Origin of the sequence: Streptomyces sp. NPDC050548 (assembly GCF_044457385.1) — a bacterium.
In the GTDB taxonomy this organism is placed as follows: Bacteria; Actinomycetota; Actinomycetes; order Streptomycetales; family Streptomycetaceae; genus Streptomyces.
The window spans coordinates 79470-98133 of record NZ_JBITGV010000022.1; the positions used below are offsets into that span (position 1 = coordinate 79470).

The window sequence follows — 18664 nt, forward strand, 5'->3', positions numbered from 1 at the left end:
AGTCCTCCGTGTCGTACTCGTCCGTGCCCAACGTGCCGTGCGTGCCGTGGTGTTACGACCTCGTGTTACGCCGCCGCGAGCTTGGCGGCCGAGTCCGCGTCGACGCAAGCCTGGATCATCGCGTCGAGGTCGCCGTCCAGGACCTGGTCAAGGTTGTACGCCTTGAATCCGACGCGGTGGTCCGAGATGCGGTTCTCCGGGAAGTTGTACGTACGGATCTTCTCGGAGCGGTCGACCGTGCGGACCTGGCTGCGGCGGGCGTCGGCGGCGTTCTTCTCCGCTTCCTCCTGTGCCGCGGCGAGCAGCCTGGAGCGCAGGATACGCATCGCCTGCTCCTTGTTCTGCAGCTGGCTCTTCTCGTTCTGGCAGGAGGCGACGACTCCGGTCGGAATGTGCGTGATGCGCACCGCGGAGTCGGTCGTGTTGACGGACTGGCCGCCGGGACCGGAGGAGCGGTAGACGTCGATGCGGAGGTCGTTCGGGTTGATCTCCACGTCGACCTCCTCCGCCTCGGGGGTGACCAGGACACCGGCCGCCGAGGTGTGGATACGCCCCGCGGACTCGGTCGCCGGCACGCGCTGCACGCGGTGCACGCCGCCCTCGTACTTCAGGCGGGCCCAGACACCCTGGCCGGGCTCGGTCGCGCCGTTGCCACCCTTGGTCTTCACCGCGACCTGGACGTCCTTGTAGCCGCCCAGCTCGGACTCGGTGGCGTCGATGATCTCGGTCTTCCAGCCGACGCGCTCCGCGTACCGCAGGTACATGCGCAGCAGGTCACCGGCGAACAGGGCGGACTCGTCGCCGCCCGCGCCCGCCTTGACCTCAAGGATCACGTCCTTGTCGTCGTTGGGGTCACGCGGCACCAGCAGCAGCCGCAGCTTCTCCGTGATCTCGTCGCGCTGCTTCTCCAGCTCCTTGACCTCGGCCGCGAACTCCGGGTCGTCGGCGCCGAGTTCACGCGCGGTCTCGATGTCGTCGCCGGTCTGCTTCCAGGAGCGGTACGTGGCGACGATCGGGGTGAGCTCGGCGTAGCGCTTGTTCAGCTTGCGCGCGTTGGCCTGGTCGGCGTGGACCGACGGGTCGGCGAGCTTCTTCTCAAGGTCGGCGTGCTCGCCGATGAGGTCCTCGACAGCCTCGAACATCTTGGGCTCCTGAAATGCGTGAAGAAAGGGAAGGCGGGCGACCAAAAACGCCGGTCCCGGCACGCCTGTAAGCAGGGCGTGGCCGTGGACCGGCGAAATTGAAGCTCGCTACTTCGTGGAGCCGGCAGCAGCCTTGCCGAAGCGGGCCTCGAAGCGGGCCACGCGGCCACCGGTGTCGAGGATCTTCTGCTTGCCCGTGTAGAACGGGTGGCACTCGGAGCAGACCTCGGCGCGGATGTTGCCGCTCGTGATCGTGCTGCGGGTGGTGAACGACGCGCCACAGGTGCAGCTGACCTGGGTCTCGACGTACTCGGGGTGGATCTCGCGCTTCAAGGTGTCTCCTAGGTTCGGGAGGGCGCCGGGTCGCTCCGCGGGTTTGCGGGGCGTGAACCGGGGCCGACTGTCCAGTCTGCCAGGACTGGCGCCATCCCCCAAAACGGGGGGTCTAGGTGATCTATTCCCTGCGGGCCGGTGGGGGGGGGGGGGGGGGGGGGGGGGGGGGGGGGGGGGGGGGGGGGGGGGGGGGGCCCCCGCGCGGGCGCGCGGGGGGGGGGGCCCGCGCCCCCCCCGCGCCCCGCCCCACCCGCCGTGTGTGTGGCTGTCTCTGATCCGCCCCCCCCCCCCCCCCCCCCCCCCCCCCCCCCCCCCACAACGCACCCGCGGCCGAACTACGACGTCACGACACCCTTGGCCTCGCCGGTCGCCGTGCCCTTGGAGGCCGCCGCCGGTATCGGCCGGTCGTTCTTCAGGGCCGTCCAGACCAGTTGGGCCTTGGCCTTCTCCACGATCACGCGGTTCGGGTTGGCCGGGTCGTACTCGACCGGCATCGTGACCATGGTCATGTCGGCGGAGCTGATGCCCTTGAGGCCGTTGGCGAAGGACGTGAGGGAGTTCACCGAGCCGAGGTCGGAGTCGGTGGTGACGGCCTGTGTGGCGGTGTTGGCGAGGTCGAAGAGCTTGGTCGGGCTGGTCAGGAGGCCGACGTGCTTGACCTGGTTGACCAGGGCCTTGATGAACGCCTGCTGGAGCTGGATGCGGCCGAGGTCGGAGCCGTCGCCGACGCCGTGCCGGGTGCGGACCAGGCCGAGGGCCTGCGAGCCGTTGAGCGTGTGCTTGCCGGCCTTGAGGTCCAGGTGGCTCTTCGTGTCCTTGATGTCCTTGGTGGTGGTGATCTGGACGCCGCCCAGCTCGTTGATGAGCTTCTCGAAGCCGGCGAAGTCGACTTCGAGGTAGTGGTCCATGCGCAGACCTGAGATGGACTCGACGGTCTTCACCGTGCAGGCGGCGCCGCCGGTCGAGTACGCCTCGTTGAACATCACGCCGGAGGCCGCGTCGTGGGTGACGCCCTTGGTGTCGGTGCACTCGGGCCGGTCGACGAGGGTGTCGCGCGGAATGGACACCACGCTGGCCTTCTTGTGGCCCTTGTAGACGTGGATGATCATCGCGGTGTCGGAGCGGGCGCTGCCGTCGTCGGTGCCGCCGCCCAGCTTCTTGTTGGTGCCGGAGCGGGAGTCGGAGCCCAGGACGAGGATGTTCTCGGAGCCGTTGTCGACCTTGACCGGCCGGTCGGTGCCGAGGGCCTGGTTGATGTCGACGCTCTTGATGTTGCCGTTGAGCTTGAAGTACACGTATCCCGCGCCGGTACCGCCCAGCACCAGGACGCCTCCGGCGACCCAGGCCGTGATCATCAGGGCCCTGTGGCGAGGACTGCGGTTCTTCTGCTTGCGGCCTCCGGCGCGGTGACGCGGGCCGCTGTTGCCGTCCTTGCCCGGTATAGCGGGCTCCGGCGTGCTCTCGGCGGACATGGGCTCCTCGGTCTCTCGTCCGGTCGGTTACCCCCTGCTTTCAGGGTCAGGCGCGGTCAGTACCGCTCCATTTTCGTCCGCCTGGTCAGACGGGGAAACTCGACAAAGGGTTGCACAACGCAGAGTGCCCATCGCGTACGGCGATGGGCACTCTGTGTAGTCACGTCAGCGGGTCATGCGCCGCTCACCTGCTATTTCACCCGAAGATGTCGTACTGCTGGAAACCGGTACCAAGTGACTTCGGTGTGCCGAAGATCTCGCTGGTCGCCTTGCCGGTACCCGGGTACACGTACAGCGAGCCGCTGGCGTTGCGGATCAGGAGGTCCGCCTTGCCGTCGCCGGTGAAGTCGCCGACCGCGTCGAAGGCGTTGTAGCTGGCCCAGCTGCGCACCTTGATGCGGGCCGCGAAGGCACCCGAGCCGGACTTGCCGGCGCCCTTGTACAGGTAGACGGCGCCGGTGCTCTTGTTGCGGGCGATCAGGTCGGCCTTGCCGTCGCCGTTGAAGTCGCCCTTGCCGACGAGCGCGTTGTACTGGCTCCAGCCCGCGCCGACCCGCGACGGCGAGCTGAAGGTGCCGTTGCCCTTGCCGGGGTAGATCCACAGGACACCGGAGCTGTCGACCGAGATCAGGTCGGGCAGGTAGTCGCCGGTGACATCGCCGGGGGCGATGATCCGGGTGCGGGTCTTCCAGTTGGTGAAGATCTTCGTGCTGACCCAACTGCCGTCGTCGCGCGCGCTGTTGAGCGCGAAGTGGTCCCAGTAGACCGCGCCGTCGGTGGTCCGGTAGACGTAGTCCTGGAAGCCGTCCCGGTTCAGGTCGGCGGACCGGACCAGGTTGACGCCGCCCCAGTCGCCCAGGGACTGGCGGGTGGCCAGTGAGGTGCCCTTGGAGTCCAGCTCGTAGCCCACCTTGGTGGAGGACTTGCGGGCGAAGATGTCGGCCTTGTTGTCGGTGTAGCTCAGGTTGCCGTCGTCGACCTGCGCGTAGGCCGCGCCGACGTACGCGCTGACCTTCGCGAAGACGCCGTAGGTGCCTTCGACGACACAGTCGTTGACCGTGGTGGCGTCACCGTCGTCGGCGCTCCAGGAGACGACACCGACGATCCGGCCGGCGACGACCAGCGGGCCGCCGGAGTCGCCGTTGCAGATGGCCGTCGTGGTGGTGTCACTGCCGGTGGCGGGCTCGCCCGCGCAGACGTTGTGACCCTTGATGTACAGGCTGCCGTAGGCGGCGGCGCAGGTGGCGTCCGACTGGATCGGCAGCGAGGCCGTCTTCAGCGTCTCGGAGATGTCCTCCGACGAGGAGCTGGTACGGCCCCAGCCGTAGACCTTGGCGGTCTTGGCGGCCGTGCCCGTGTACGACGTGGTGTCGGTGTTCGTCGTCATGCGGATCGGGGTCGCCTTGACGGGCGCCCCCAGGGTGAGGACCGCCACGTCGTTGTCGATCGTCGTCGCGTTGTACGACGGGTGGTTCCACTGCCGCAGGACCGCGGTGGCCTGGCCGCCGTGCAGGTCGAGGTTGCCGTCGGCGTCGGTGGTCGGCAGCACGGTGGCGCTGGTGACGACCGTGCCGTACTTGGCCCAGTTGTAGCCCTTGACGCAGTGCGAGGCGGTCAGGATCTTCGACGGCGAGATGACCGAGCCGCCGCAGAAGAAGCCGAGGTCGTCGGCCTCGTCGGCGGTGCCCTTGTCGTCGTAGTACCAGAGCTGCGCCATGTACGGCGCGGCGCTGATGGTCGTCGTCGTGCCGCCGATGATCCTCGGGCTGGCGGTCGTGGCGGTGGTGCTCGCACTCCGGGACGACTTCTTGGTGGTCGTCTGGCCGGCGATGTCGTCACCGGCCTCGGCGCCCGCGATGCGCTTCTTCAGCGTGGCGAGCGACGGCTGGCTGACGACGGGCTTCGCGGTCGGCGTCGGCAGCGCGGTGGCGGCACCGGCGGACGTCGTCAGCACCGCGGCGGTCACGGCGGCGGCTACAGCGGCCGCGGCGACGGGCAGGGCGAAACGTATCCGGCGTCTGTGCCGACCGGCCCCAGGCATGGGCGTACCCATTCAAGTCCCCCCTCGGGATCAGAAGTTCGGACGATCGTCGAAAGCGAGTCCGAAGAGCGCGATCCTACAGCGGGGCACTGACAACGCAGAGGGCCGCCCCCACAACAGGGGGCGGCCCTCCGATGACGCTGACTTCCCTCAGTCGCCGTTGCCAGGAGTGGTCTTCTGGATCTGGAGCAGGAACTCGGCGTTCGACTTCGTCTGCTTCATCTTGTCGAGGAGCAGCTCGATCGCCTGCTGCTGGTCGAGCGCGTGCAGCACCCGGCGCAGCTTCCACGTGACGGCCAGCTCGTCGCTGCCGAGCAGGATCTCTTCCTTACGGGTACCGGACGCGTCGACGTCCACCGCGGGGAAGATGCGCTTGTCGGCGAGCTTCCGGTCGAGCTTCAGCTCGGCGTTGCCCGTGCCCTTGAACTCCTCGAAGATGACCTCGTCCATGCGCGAGCCGGTGTCGACGAGCGCGGTGGCGAGGATGGTCAGCGAGCCGCCGTCCTCGATGTTGCGCGCGGCACCGAAGAAGCGCTTGGGCGGGTACAGCGCCGTGGAGTCGACACCACCGGAGAGGATGCGGCCGGAGGCGGGCGCGGCGAGGTTGTAGGCCCGGCCCAGACGCGTGATCGAGTCGAGCAGGACGACGACGTCGTGGCCCAGCTCCACCAGGCGCTTGGCGCGCTCGATGGCCAGCTCCGCGACCGTGGTGTGGTCCTCGGCCGGGCGGTCGAAGGTCGAGGAGATGACCTCGCCCTTCACCGACCGCTGCATGTCGGTGACCTCTTCCGGACGCTCGTCGACCAGGACGACCATCAGGTGGCACTCGGGGTTGTTGTGCGTGATCGCGTTGGCGATCGCCTGCATGATCATGGTCTTGCCGGTCTTCGGCGGGGCCACGATCAGACCGCGCTGGCCCTTGCCGATCGGCGCGACGAGGTCGATGATGCGGGTCGTCAGCACACCCGGGTCGGTCTCCAGACGGAGCCGGTCCTGCGGGTACAGCGGCGTCAGCTTGTTGAACTCCGGCCGCCCGCGGCCGTGTTCGGGCGCCATGCCGTTGACCGAGTCGAGGCGCACGAGCGCGTTGAACTTCTCGCGGCGCTCGCCCTCCTTCGGCTGGCGGACCGCGCCGGTGACGTGGTCGCCCTTGCGCAGGCCGTTCTTGCGGACCTGGGCGAGGGAGACGTACACGTCGTTCGGACCCGGCAGGTAGCCCGACGTACGGATGAAGGCGTAGTTGTCGAGGATGTCGAGGATGCCCGCGACGGGGATCAGGACATCGTCGTCCGCGACCTGCGGCTCGCCCGCGGCGGTGCCGCCGAACTCGTCACGGCCACGACGGCCACGACGGTCCCGGTAACGGCCACGACGGCCACGGCGTCCGCCGTCGAAGTCGTCGTCGTCCTGCGGGCCGTTGTCGCGCGGCTGCCGGTCCTGACGGTCCTGGCGGCCACCGCTCTGCTGCTGGCCCTGCTGCTGGCGGTCCTGACGGCCGCCGCCCTGCTGGCGGTCCTGCTGCTGGCCGCCGCCCTGCTGCTCGTCGCCCTTGCGGCGGTCGCCGCGGTCACGGTCCTGACGGCCACCGCGGTCGCGGTCACGGCGGTCACGGCGGCCCTGACGGCCGTCGTCACCCGCGTCGCCCCTGGCCTCGCCCTGCGCGGCGGCGGGCGTCTCGGCCCTCGGCTCGCTCTTGACCTCGGCGACGACCGTCTCGGGGCTGCCCGCCTCGGCGGTCGCCCGGCGACGACGGCGCTCAACAGGCGCATCGTCGCTGGCCGGCTGGCCGGGGATCTCGATCTGCTGCTGGGCCACGGCCTTCTCGGCGGCGACCTTCTCGGCCTTCTCCTCGGCCGGGGAGACCGTCTCGTCGCCCGTACGGGTCTTGGAGGTGGCGCGGCGCTTGGGCTTGGTCTCGGTGGCGGTCTCGGCCTTGGCCGGAGCACCTCCGCCCGCCTGCGCCTCCTTGATGACCTCGATCAGCTGGCTCTTGCGCATCCGCGCGGTGCCCCTGATGCCGAGGCCGGACGCGACCTGCTGCAGCTCGGCCAGCACCATGCCGTCGAGGCCGGTACCGCGGCGCCGCCGGGAGCCGGCACCGGTGGCAGGCGCGGAGGCGTCCGTGGCGGGCGCGGCAGCGGTCTCCTCGACACGCGCGCCCATCAGATCGGTGGTGTCGCTCACGAAGGGTCCTTCCCTGGAGCGGACGTCGGCCTGTCTGGCTCGGCGACCGGTTGTGCTGTCCGGCTTCGGTTCTTGCTGTGTGAACCGTGCCGGGGCGGTGGTCCGCCTAAGCGGCGGAAGAGATTTCTGGTGACGGCGCTTCCCAAAGCAGTGGCACCGAGTGGCTGTGTCACGTTGCTTGGTCGCACCAATTCCGGAGCTTTCCCGGCTTCCGGAGCGTGCCCGGCGAACCACTCAGTGCCCGGACGGAACAGAGTGTGGTTTGGGAGGCTCCCGGAAGAATGTCTGTCCCTGACGGGGACAACAAGCACCTCGCCATGGTGGGGTCGGGTGCAGACTTGAGATTAACACTACCGGATCCAACAAACATTCCCCCTCTCGAAATCCGGCGACGGTACGTAGTCAATTGCTGCTCGGGGCGCTGCTCGGGGCCGCGAGCGGAAGGACGCACGCGCCCTGTTCGTCGAGATCGAGCCGGTTGGCGGCCCAGCCCTCGCCGGCGAGATGGGCGACCTTGTCGGCGTTGTCGGCGTCGACCAGTGCCAACACGGTGGGCCCGGCACCGGAGATGACGGCCGGCACCCCGTCCGCGCGCAGCCGCTCGACGAGCGCCGCGCTCTCGGGCATGGCCGGTGCCCGGTACTCCTGGTGCAGGCGGTCCTCGGTGGCGGGCAGCAGCAGTTCGGGGCGGCGGGTGAGGGCCTCGACGAGCAGTGCGGCGCGGCCCGCGTTGGCGGCCGCGTCGACGTGCGGGACGTTGCGCGGGAGCAGGCCGCGCGCCGTCTCGGTGAGGACGGGCTTCCCGGGCACGAAAACCACCGGAACGATGGAACCGGCGGGGTCCATCCTGATCGCCCGTGCGGCGCCCGCGTCCATCCAGGAGAGCGTGAAACCGCCCAGCAGACAGGCCGCCACGTTGTCGGGGTGGCCCTCGATCTCGGTGGCGAGCTCCAGCAGGGCCGTGTCGTCGAGCTTGGAGTCCCCGCCTATGGTCACGGCGCGCGCGGCGACGATGCCGGCGCAGATGGCGGCGGAGGAGGAGCCCAGGCCGCGGCCGTGCGGAATGCGGTTGGCGCAGACGATCTCCAGGCCGCGCGGCTGTCCGCCGAGCAGGTCGAAGGCGGTGCGCAGGGACCGTACGAGGAGGTGGTTCTCGTCGCGCGGGAGGGTCTCGCTGCCCTCGCCCGCGATGTCGATGAGCAGCCCGGAGTCGGCGACACGGACGACGACGTCGTCGTAGAGCCCCAGCGAGAGGCCGAAGGCGTCGAAGCCCGGGCCGAGGTTGGCGCTGGTGGCGGGGACGCGCACCCGGACGGCGGCGGCGCGGAAGGCTGGACCGGCCATCGCTCGATGACTCTCCTTGAGCTGCGTGATTGTCGAAGACATTCGATGAAGTGCGATGAAGTTCGATGACATCCGATAGGTACGTGGAGACCCTCGGGCCGTGGAGACGGCGCGGTGCCGAGCCATGCGCGCAGGCATATGCGGCGGGCGGGTTCGGTACAGCCTATCGAAGGAAGGTTCTGTGGCGACATAGGGCGCACAGGAGGCGCACGATGCGTGTCGTAAGCCCCCTGTGCACCCCCCGCGGGGAACTCCCCTACGGGACGCGCCAAACGTCGTTCTACGCGAGTCCGAGTCGCTCGGCGGCGGTCGGCGCGTCGACCGGGATCGTGACCGGCTGCGGGGCGCCCGCGACGGCCCAGTCGGGGTCCTTCAGACCGTTTCCGGTCACCGTGCAGACGATGGTCTGGCCCGGGTCGACCTTGCCCTGCTCGGCCGCCTTCAGCAGACCGGCGACGGAAGCGGCGGACGCGGGCTCGACGAAAACACCCTCCTGTGCGGCCAACAGGCGGTAGGCGCGCAGGATTTCACGGTCCGTCACCTCGTCGATGAACCCGCCGGACTCGTCCCGCGCGGCGAGCGCGTACTGCCAGGAGGCCGGGTTGCCGATGCGGATCGCGGTGGCGATGGTCGACGGGTCCTTGACGATCTCGCCGCGCACGATGGGCGCGGACCCGGACGCCTGGAACCCCCACATGCGCGGAGTCTGCCGGGCGATCTTGTCGCCGGCGTACTCCTTGTAGCCCTTCCAGTACGCGGTGATGTTGCCCGCGTTGCCCACCGGCAGGACGTGGATGTCGGGCGCGTCGCCGAGCATGTCGACGATCTCGAAGGCGGCCGTCTTCTGGCCCTCGATGCGCACCGGGTTGACCGAATTCACCAGCGCCACAGGGTAGTTGTCGCTCAGCTCGCGGGCGAGGGTGAGGCAGTCGTCGAAGTTTCCGTCGACCTGGAGGATCTTCGCGCCGTGCACGAGGGCCTGGCCCATCTTGCCGAGCGCGATCTTGCCGCGCGGCACGAGAACGGCACAGACCATCCCGGCGCGCACGGCGTAGGCGGCGGCGGACGCGGAGGTGTTGCCGGTGGAGGCGCAGATGACGGCCTGCGCGCCCTCCTCCTTGGCCCGCGTGATGGCCATGGTCATACCGCGGTCCTTGAAGGACCCTGTGGGGTTGGCACCCTCCACCTTGAGGTGGACCTCGCAGCCGGTGCGCTCGGAGAGCACCTGCGCGGGCACGAGGGGCGTGCCGCCCTCGCGGAGGGAGACGACCGGCGTGCTGTCGGACACCGGGAGCCGGTCCCGGTACTCCTCGATGATTCCGCGCCACTGGTGGGTCATTGCTGGTTACTCTCCTTCAACCCGCATGATGCTGGCGACACCCCGCACGGTGTCGAGCTTGCGCAACGCCTCGACGGTCCCGGTGAGGGCGGCGTCGGACGCGCGGTGCGTGACGACGACGAGAGAGGCCTCGCCGTCCTTCCCCTGCTGCCGAACCGTATCGATCGAGACACCGTGCTCGGCGAACACGGTGGCGACCTGTGCGAGAACACCCGGTTTGTCGGCGACGTCGAGGCTGATGTGGTACCGCGTGACGACCTCGCCCATGCCCGACACGGGCAGTCCGGCGTACGCCGACTCCCCTGGCCCGGTGGTCGAGTTGAGCCGGTTGCGGCACACGGCGACGAGGTCGCCGAGGACGGCGGAGGCGGTGGGGGCACCGCCCGCTCCGGGGCCGTAGAACATCAGCTGCCCGGAGGCGTCGGACTCGACGAACACGGCGTTGTAGGCGCCGCGGACGGAGGCGAGCGGGTGGCTGAGCGGGATCATGGCGGGATGCACGCGCGCGGTGACGGACCCGCCGTCCTCGGCCCGCTCGCAGATGGCGAGCAGCTTGATGGTGCAGCCCATGTTCTTCGCGGAGGCGAAGTCGGCGGCGGTGACCTCGGTCATCCCCTCGCGGTAGACGTCGTCGAGACGCACGCGCGTGTGGAAGGCGATTCCGGCGAGGATGGCGGCCTTGGCGGCGGCGTCGAACCCCTCGACGTCGGCGGTGGGATCGGCTTCGGCGTACCCGAGGGCGGTGGCCTCGTCGAGAGCCTCCTGGTACCCGGCGCCGGTCGAGTCCATCTTGTCGAGGATGAAGTTGGTGGTCCCGTTGACGATCCCGAGCACGCGGTTGACCTTGTCCCCCGCGAGGGACTCACGCAGCGGCCGGATGAGGGGAATCGCCCCGGCGACGGCGGCCTCGTAGTAAAGATCCTTGCCCTGCCGCTCGGCGGCGGCGTGCAGGGCGGCGCCGTCCTGGGCGAGCAGCGCCTTGTTGGCGGAGACGACGGAGGCGCCGTGCTCGAAGGCGGTGGTGATGAGCGACCGGGCGGGCTCGATACCCCCGATGACCTCCACCACCACATCGATGTCGCCGCGTTCGACGAGGGCGGTGGCGTCGGTGGTGACGAGGGCGGGGTCGATGCCTTCACGGACCTTGGAGGGCCGCCGTACCGCGACTCCCGCCAGCTCGATCGGTGCGCCGATGCGGGCGGCGAGGTCGTCGGCGTGCGTCGTCATGATGCGCGCCACCTCTGAGCCGACCACTCCACAGCCCAGCAGCGCCACCTTCAGCGGACGCGTACGCATCATCCGACCTCGTTTCCTCATACCGTCATCGGTTGGACCAGTCTCACTCACCGGACGGGACTTTCTATCCATAGTCCGGATCGTGAGACATCGATTTCATTTTCACAGGGGTGGAAGACGAGAGATCTTCCACCCCATTCGTTTCTGCGGAGTGCGGCTCAACCGACGTCGAGCCGGAGCAGGTCCTCCTCGGTCTCCCGCCGGACGATGACCCGCGACTCGCCGTCCTTCACGGCGACGACCGGCGGCCGGAGCACATGGTTGTAATTGCTGGCCATGGAACGGCAGTACGCGCCCGTGGCCGGTACGGCGATGAGATCACCGGGTGCCAGATCCCCCGGCAGAAACGCGTCCTTGACCACGATGTCCCCGCTCTCGCAGTGCTTGCCGACAACACGGGCGAGCATCGGCTCGGCATCGGAGCGACGGGACACGAGAGCGACGCTGTACTCGGCGTCGTAGAGCGCCGTCCGGATGTTGTCGGACATGCCACCGTCGACCGAGACGTACGTCCGCAGCCCGTCGAGCGGCTTGATGGTGCCGACCTCGTAGAGCGTGAAGGCGGTGGGCCCGACGATGGCGCGCCCGGGCTCGACGGAGATCCGAGGAGTCCGCAGCTTGGCGGAGTCGCACTCGCGGGTGACGATCTCGGTGAGCGCCTTGGCGATGTCGTGGGGTTCGCGGGGGTCGTCATCACTGGTGTACGCGATCCCGAGCCCGCCCCCGAGGTCGATCTCGGGCAGCTCGACGCCGTGCTCGTCCCGAATGTCCTTCAGCAACCCGACAACACGATGGGCGGCGACCTCGAACCCGGACATGTCGAAGATCTGCGACCCGATGTGGGAGTGAATCCCGATCAGTTCGAGCCCGTCGAGCTGAAGCGCGCGCCGTACGGCCTCGGCGGCCTGCCCTCCCGCCAGCGGAATCCCGAACTTCTGGTCTTCGTGGGCGGTGGCGATGAATTCGTGCGTATGCGCCTCGACGCCGACAGTGATACGGATCTGCACGCGCTGCCGCTTGCCGAGGGACTGCGCGATGTGGGCGACGCGGACGATCTCCTGGAAGGAGTCGAGGACGATCCGCCCGACACCGGCCTCGATGGCCCTGTGGATCTCGTCCGTGGACTTGTTGTTGCCGTGGAAGGCGATGCGGTCGGCGGGCATACCGGCGGAAAGGGCGGTGGCCAGCTCTCCCCCGGAACACACATCGAGATTCAGCCCCTCCTCGTGCAACCACCGCACGACGGCACGGGACAGGAACGCCTTGCCGGCGTAGAAGACGTCGGCGTCGTGCCCGAAGGCGGTACGCCAGGCCCGGGCACGCTGCCGGAAGTCGTCCTCGTCGAGAACGTACGCCGGGGTCCCGTGCCGCTCGGCGAGGGTCTTCACATCGATACCGCCGACGGTGACGACACCGTTCGCGTCGTCGTCGCGGGTGACGGTCTGCGCCCACACCTTGGGGTCGAGTGCGTTGAGGTCGGCGGCGGGACCGGAGTAGTGCCCTTCGGGCAGCACATCGGCGTGACGGGGACCTGCGGGGTGTGCGGAACGGCTCATGTCGTGTTCTCTTCTGTCTCTTCCTGGCGCGAGGATCGAGCGGTGACTTCTTGCTGTCTGTGTGTCTGTCTGACCTGGTCTCGGCTCGGTCCTGGCGCTCAGAGGTGTTCGGGTGCGTCGATGCCGAGCAGGGAGAGGCCACCGGCGAGCACCGCCCCAGCGGCTTCGGCAAGCGCGAGCCGGGCACGGTGGGCGGCCAAGGGTTTCTCGTCCCCGAGCGGAAGCACCGCGGGAAGAAGAGAGAGCGTCGCATCGGCTACGACGACCAGGTGACGGGCGAGCAGGTCGGGCGCGCGGTGCGCTGCCGCGCGGGACAGGACGCGGGGGTGATCGGCGAGGAGGGGGGTGACCTCTGGGCCGAGAGGGCGCCTGAGGGAGGTGGTGACCTCTTCTACGACGCCCTGCACGTCGTACGTGTCCTGTACGTCGCCGGGTTCGGCGGTGAATCCGAGGTCGGCGGCGTTGCGGCTGACGGCCCGGGTGCGGGCGTAGGCGTAACGGACCCGGAAGAGCGGATTCGACTCCCGCTGCACAAGGTGGTCGGCGGCGAGACGGGGCCGGTCATGGGCGGCGGGATGGAGCAGGGCCCAGCGGGCGGCGTCGCGGCCGAGGGCGAGGAGGGCGGCGATGTCGGGGGTGGGGACGGGGACGGGGACGGGGCGTACGACTTCAAGGGCGAGGTCGAGGTCTCGGTCCCGGTCCCGGTCGAGCGGGGTGGATTCCTGGGGGTCGACGCCGGCGACACCGAGAACGGCCGCCCAGGTCGGCTCGGGCGACCGGGCCTCACAGCTGGTGCGGACGACGGCCCCCTGTGAGCGCAGCAGACGGGCGACGACGTCCATGACGACGAGGGCGCGTGGCTCGTAGGGGGCATGGAGTCGTACGAGCTGAGCGGCTGGGGCGTCAGGGGTGGTGTCATCGCCGATGATTCGGTCGTCGACGAACCCGTACCGCGGTCCGCGTCGCAGGATCTCCGCGACGAGCGAGGTGGACGCCGTACTCCCCAGACTGATGTTGAGAAACCCGGGCCCGGTGATCTCGACCCCGCTGACGCCCTGCGCGCCGGCCAGATGCGGCAGCAGCAGCTCGGCGACGTGCCGAGGGGTCTCTCCGGCGGGCCGGGCCAGTTGAAGGGCGATGTTGGTGGCGTAGTCACCCCACCCGCCGACCCCCGGCACGGTCACCGAGGCCGTCTCCGGCACGACCACGCTCAGCTCCCCGCCCTCGACAGCACGGCGCACCGCGCGCAGCACGGTACGGGAGAGCTCGACGGGGGTCACGGGACAAGCGTAGGGGAGGAGGGGGGTGGGTAGGCCAGCCGGTTTGGCCGGGGGTCCGGGATGTGGACGCCTGGGGGTGGGGATGCGGACGCCGGGGTGGGGGTTCGCGGGGAATGGGCTGGAGGTGTGTCCAGCGCCGGGGGCAACCGGCGTCAGGTGGGGGCAGTGTCGGGTGGGTGACGGTTTCAGCCGCCGGTACGACCGCCCCGTCCAGCCCGCTCGCCCCGTCCAGCGCGTTCGGCCCGGTCGACCCTTTCGGCGCGTTCGACCTCGCCCGCGCCGAAGGGATCCCCGATGGACAGTCCGTCCGTAGCGTCACGCCGTCCACGCTCGATCAACTGCCGTACGAGCGCGATGAGTTCGGAAGGCTCGAAGGGCTTGGCGAGAAACGCGTCGACGCCGACGTCGAGTCCGCTGTCGACCTCGTGCTGGGTACAGGCGCTGACGATGGCGAGGGGCAGATCACGGGTACGGGGATCGCTGCGCAGCCGAGCGGCGGTACGCAGTCCGTCCAGCCGGGGCATCACGACATCGAGGGTCACGGCATCGGGCCGTACCTGGTGGATGACGTCCAGACACTCGGCACCATCGGCCGCGGTCACGACCTCGAAACCCTCCAGTTCGAGATTGACCCTGATCAACTGCCGGATGACCTTGTTGTCGTCCACAACAAGCACCCGACCCGACGCGCCTGGCACAACTTGAGAGTAGGTCCGGACCGGCCACCGCGTCCGGGTTTTCCCCACTTCCACCCCCTGCGAGCGACCCGGGACACCTCCTGGACCATCCCTCCGCCGACCTCTCTGACCACCGGGAAACCTGTTCATGAACACGGGTATGGAGCTGGTAGGGTTCTACCCGTCGCCACGAACACCGCGACGAACACGCCCCCGTAGCTCAGGGGATAGAGCAACGGCCTCCGGAGCCGTGTGCGCAGGTTCGAATCCTGCCGGGGGCACCGGAAATTTAGGCCCTGACCAGCGGAAACGCCGGTCAGGGCCTTTCTTGTGCATGCCAAAACGCACACGGCCTACTTGACCGTTGCTCGTTTCAGTCCACACACCACCGCACACCCTGTGGATAACCTCGCCTGCTGAAATATTTCCGCAGGCCAAGGGCACGCACCTGAGCGCGCTGTGGCCTCGCTCGCCAACAAATGCCAAAACTGCGCGGCACCATGGGATTCCTGTCGCCGATACTCGCCAAACCGCGCGTGACCTGCCCTGATGTGTCCGAGAGCACACGGAAGCGCACACGGTCTGGTGGGTCGTTACCGTTTCTGCCTACCACCTGGTCCACGTGAGTTCAGTGCCGCAAAGCACGGGGACCGGCAGGCCCCGAAGGCGCAGCCCGTCAAACGCCGGCGCGCACCCGCCGCTGTTCCCCTCTGCCCCACTCCACAGCCGAACCAGGCAGTTGTCGTGCGCACAGGCCGCGACAATCGAGGATGCGACCAGCGGGGACCCCGGCGAGCGCGGAGACGATCAGGCAGTCGAGAAGGCGCTGGTGATGGCGGCCAGCGACCGACCGGTATCAGCAGTGATCCGGGCGTTGAGAACGGGAAGGCGATGCCCCAGTTGGTGAGCCGGGTGACGCACAGGGCGGGCAGGGCGACGCGAGGCCGCCGGTCTTCCGCCCCGGTCACGGCCTCGTTGGAGGTCGGTCATCGGTGCATCAAAAAACATGAGTCCACGACGGCCGGTTCCGTCACGGCGGCCTCGGCCGGGCCTGTGCAGCAGGCGCTGCTCTGTTTGGCCTGCATGTCCGCGTCGGCCTCGAATGGACTCTGGACGACTCTGTGGGCCAGTCCGTCGACGACGTCCGGCCCATCCGCGACGACATCGAGCGCCGGGTCCGCGGACTCCTCGACGACCTCTGCGTCCCGGCACTGCTGACCGCGCGGACGGCGTACGGAGCCCGGGCCCACGCCAGGACGCGACAACCCACCCGATCACCCCCTCCATGTACCGGCCGCCCCATCCCATGAGGTGTCGGCAGCGGCGGCTGCCGCGTTCAGCAGAGCCGAACGGCCCACGGAGGAAGGTCCGTTCGTCGATGTGTCGATGCCCTTTCGGCCCGGGTCGAGGTGGAACGGGGCGTTCCACACTTCAAGCATGATTGATTCAACAGGGACTGAAACGACCGTCGGACCGCTGCTCGAAGCGGACTTGGCGGCAGCCGCATCGGTGTCCCTGCTGCAGGTCGTCGCCGACCCGGTCCGCTGGAGCGTGCTGCAACAGCTCGTGCACGGACCGGCATGCGTGTGCAGCCTGCAGGAGCACCTGCCGATCGCCGCGAACCTGCTCAGCTACCACCTCAAGGTGCTGCGCGAGTCCGGTCTGGTGACCACCAGCCGACGGGGCCGCTGGATCGACTACGCCCTCGCCGACGATGCACTCGCCCGCATGCGCTCCTCGCTGCCCGGGCTGCCCGGGCTGCCCGGGCTGCCCGCGCCGGGGCGGGTGCGGCCATGAGCATCGCCGAACGGCTGCCTGCCTCGACCTGCGGCAGGACGCTGACCCTGGCCGGTGCCGCGGGTGCCTGGTTACTCGCTTACTGGATCAACGGATGGGTGTGGGACCGGCTGCTCTACGACGTCGCCAGGCTACGGGCCGACACCCGGCCGACGGAGACGATCCACTTCTTCTGCTACGACACGGTCAAGATCGCTCTGCTGCTGGTGGGCATCATCTTCGTCGTCACCGTCCTGCGCTCCTACATGAGCATCGAACGCACCCGCGCGCTGCTCGGCGGCAAGCGGCAGGGTGTCGGCAACGTCATGGCCGCCGGCCTGGGCGTGATCACCCCGTTCTGCTCGTGCAGCGCCGTACCGGCGTTCATCGGGTTCGTCGCCGCCGGCGTCCCGATCGGCGTCACGCTGAGCTTCCTCATCGCCAGCCCGCTGGTCAACGAGATCGCGATCGGCCTGCTGTTCACCCTGTTCGGCTGGCAGGTCACAGCTCTCTACATCGCGGCGGGCCTGAGTGTGGCCGTTGCCTCCGGCTGGACCCTGGGCCGCCTCGGTGTACAGAAATGGGTCGAACCCTTCGTGTTCGAGACCCGCCTGGGCGGCCAGGTCATCGACTCCACCGCCGGCCTCACCTTCGCCCAGCGTCTCCAGATGGGCGCCGAAGAGGTCACCACGATCCTGCGTAAGATCTGGCCCTATCTGCTTGTCGGCATCGGCCTCGGTGCCGTCATCCACGGCTGGGCGCCGGCCGACTTCTTCGCCTCCCATGCCGGAGGCGGCAACGCCTTCGGCGTCCTGATCGCCGTCGCCATCGGCGTGCCCCTGTACTCCAACGCCGCCGGCGTCATGCCCCTCGTCCAGGCCATGTACGAAAAGGGACTCCCGATGGGCACCCTGCTCGCCTTCATGATGAGCGTCGTCGCCCTCTCACTGCCCGAGATGATTCTGCTGCGCCGCGTCCTGAAACCGCAGTTGCTGGCCGCCTTCGTGGCCGTCGTCGCCACCGGCATCGTCGCCGTCGGCTACCTGTTCAACCTCGTCCTCGCCTGACCCTCACCCGATCCCGAAAGGAGACCCCACATGATCATCAAGGTGCTCGGCCCCGGCTGCGCCAACTGCCGCACCCTGGAGCGCGCGACCCGCGAAGCCGTGAACGCCCTCGGTCTCGACGCCACCATCGAGAAGGTCACCGACTACCCCACCATCGCCGCCTACGGGATCATGAGTACACCCGCCCTCGTCGTCGACGAGAAAGTCCTCACCTCAGGCCGCGTCCCCACCCCCGCCCAGGTCCGCGAACTCCTTACCAACATCATCGGCTGACGACCGTCGTCGTCGTTCCTCCCCGGCCGCTGCCGGCCCAGTCCCGGTGGCTGGTCGTGGGCCCACAGCAGGTCTTCGACGCGCCGAGCTCGGTGAGAACGTGCCCGCTTCTGCGTCTGCGACGCCCGGCCGTCGTTGCTCTTCCGCTCTTCCCCCGCCTTCGTGGTCGGAAGGGGAGTTGTCCGTGGGGCATGGGCGGTGGGTCCTCCCTGGCTGGCCGTGATGCCCGTTTCCGACTCGGTCTGCCCGACCGGTCGCCCGCCTCGGTCAGCGGTCCGTGCGGCGGACTTCGCCGAACGCGTTCACGTGGGCCTTCAGCGCCTCGTGGGCGAACGTGACACCCGGTTCCACCACCTGCTCGATCGTCAGATCGGGTGCCGGGATGCTGCGGTGGACGAAGTCGGGAGCGAACCCGTTGCAGGCCAACGGCTTCTCCGGGGCGACGGCGGGACGTTCGGGTCCGGTAGAGGCGCCTATCAGCTCCCGTGCCTGGCCGAAATGGAAGTAGTCGCTGAAGACGCGTGCTTTGTGCTCACGCGCCGCCCGCCGTTCCTCGCCCTTCCCCTATCCGGGCCCGAGGACCTCGCGCTGTACGGGGTGAAGTCCGGCTCGTCGTAGTTCACAACCGTCTGCACCGGCGGCAGGACATCCTCAACGGCCTCGGGTTCGGCGGAGGGATCGACGTCACCGAACCTCTCGCGCGTGAGCAGCCGGCTGTTCCACTCCCAGATTGCACCCCCCTTTTCAGCGCCCGCATGTTCACCGAGCAATCGCGCAGCGCGACCGGCTCTCGGTGGGGCGCGGGCGCGCGATCGGCCCGGGTGGGCCGAACAGAGGCGGCAGTTGCTTCCAGGTTCGGCCCGAGGCGGCCAGACAGATGCTCG

General features: G+C 69.1%; 15 protein-coding genes and 1 tRNA gene. 4 read left to right on the forward strand and 12 right to left on the reverse strand.

Features of this window, described 5'->3' with window-relative positions; genetic code table 11:
* Window positions 1-65: 65 nt before the first annotated feature.
* The 11 genes from prfA to ACIBJH_RS41215 all read right to left on the reverse strand — a co-directional run bounded on the left by prfA (window position 66) and on the right by ACIBJH_RS41215 (window position 14655).
* Window positions 66-1142, reverse strand: a complete 1077-nt coding sequence (prfA, locus tag ACIBJH_RS41165) for a peptide chain release factor 1 (protein WP_093629136.1) — start codon at window positions 1140-1142, stop codon at window positions 66-68.
* A 108-nt stretch (window positions 1143-1250) separates the two neighbouring features.
* On the reverse strand, window positions 1251-1475 hold the full coding sequence (gene rpmE / locus ACIBJH_RS41170; protein WP_019060712.1) for a 50S ribosomal protein L31: 225 nt from the start codon (window positions 1473-1475) through the stop codon (window positions 1251-1253).
* 335 nt (window positions 1476-1810) lie between these two features.
* Window positions 1811-2947: an LCP family protein gene (locus ACIBJH_RS41175; protein ID WP_399122068.1), complete on the reverse strand. Its 1137-nt coding sequence runs from the start codon at window positions 2945-2947 to the stop codon at window positions 1811-1813.
* A 196-nt stretch (window positions 2948-3143) separates the two neighbouring features.
* Window positions 3144-4988: a trypsin-like serine protease gene (locus ACIBJH_RS41180; protein WP_399122069.1), complete on the reverse strand. Its 1845-nt coding sequence runs from the start codon at window positions 4986-4988 to the stop codon at window positions 3144-3146.
* Between the two features lie 150 nt (window positions 4989-5138).
* A complete protein-coding gene (gene rho, locus ACIBJH_RS41185; protein WP_399122071.1) occupies window positions 5139-7172 on the reverse strand; it encodes a transcription termination factor Rho in 2034 nt (677 codons plus the stop codon).
* 402 nt (window positions 7173-7574) lie between these two features.
* Window positions 7575-8516, reverse strand: coding sequence for a homoserine kinase (gene thrB, locus ACIBJH_RS41190; RefSeq protein ID WP_019073189.1), 942 nt, complete (start codon window positions 8514-8516; stop codon window positions 7575-7577).
* Between the two features lie 280 nt (window positions 8517-8796).
* A complete protein-coding gene (gene thrC, locus ACIBJH_RS41195) occupies window positions 8797-9855 on the reverse strand; it encodes a threonine synthase (RefSeq protein ID WP_399122072.1) in 1059 nt (352 codons plus the stop codon).
* A 6-nt stretch (window positions 9856-9861) separates the two neighbouring features.
* Window positions 9862-11154, reverse strand: coding sequence for a homoserine dehydrogenase (locus ACIBJH_RS41200; RefSeq protein WP_399122073.1), 1293 nt, complete (start codon window positions 11152-11154; stop codon window positions 9862-9864).
* 155 nt (window positions 11155-11309) lie between these two features.
* Window positions 11310-12707, reverse strand: coding sequence for a diaminopimelate decarboxylase (gene lysA, locus ACIBJH_RS41205; RefSeq protein ID WP_399122074.1), 1398 nt, complete (start codon window positions 12705-12707; stop codon window positions 11310-11312).
* A gap of 98 nt (window positions 12708-12805) precedes the next feature.
* The gene (gene nrtL / locus ACIBJH_RS41210) at window positions 12806-13987 is read right to left on the reverse strand and encodes an ArgS-related anticodon-binding protein NrtL (protein ID WP_399122075.1); all 1182 of its coding nucleotides are present in this window, start codon (window positions 13985-13987) and stop codon (window positions 12806-12808) included.
* Window positions 13988-14172: 185 nt separating this feature from the next.
* Complete coding sequence (locus ACIBJH_RS41215) at window positions 14173-14655, reverse strand: response regulator (RefSeq protein WP_399122076.1); 483 nt, start codon at window positions 14653-14655, stop codon at window positions 14173-14175.
* 218 nt (window positions 14656-14873) lie between these two features.
* Between ACIBJH_RS41215 and ACIBJH_RS41220 the strand changes: the two genes are divergently transcribed.
* The 4 genes from ACIBJH_RS41220 to ACIBJH_RS41235 all read left to right on the forward strand — a co-directional run bounded on the left by ACIBJH_RS41220 (window position 14874) and on the right by ACIBJH_RS41235 (window position 17780).
* Window positions 14874-14945: transfer RNA gene (locus ACIBJH_RS41220), tRNA-Arg, on the forward strand.
* Between the two features lie 1156 nt (window positions 14946-16101).
* Entirely contained in the window at window positions 16102-16461 is a 360-nt protein-coding gene (locus tag ACIBJH_RS41225) for an ArsR/SmtB family transcription factor (protein ID WP_399122077.1), read from the forward strand.
* On the forward strand, window positions 16458-17507 hold the full coding sequence (locus tag ACIBJH_RS41230; RefSeq protein WP_399122079.1) for a permease: 1050 nt from the start codon (window positions 16458-16460) through the stop codon (window positions 17505-17507). The genes ACIBJH_RS41225 and ACIBJH_RS41230 overlap by 4 nt, the downstream gene beginning before the upstream one ends.
* A 30-nt stretch (window positions 17508-17537) precedes the next feature.
* Window positions 17538-17780, forward strand: a complete 243-nt coding sequence (locus tag ACIBJH_RS41235) for a thioredoxin family protein (protein WP_399122080.1) — start codon at window positions 17538-17540, stop codon at window positions 17778-17780.
* 267 nt (window positions 17781-18047) lie between these two features.
* Here the strand turns inward: ACIBJH_RS41235 and ACIBJH_RS41240 are convergent, their stop codons facing one another.
* Window positions 18048-18206: a hypothetical protein gene (locus tag ACIBJH_RS41240; RefSeq protein WP_399122081.1), complete on the reverse strand. Its 159-nt coding sequence runs from the start codon at window positions 18204-18206 to the stop codon at window positions 18048-18050.
* Window positions 18207-18664 lie beyond the last annotated feature (458 nt).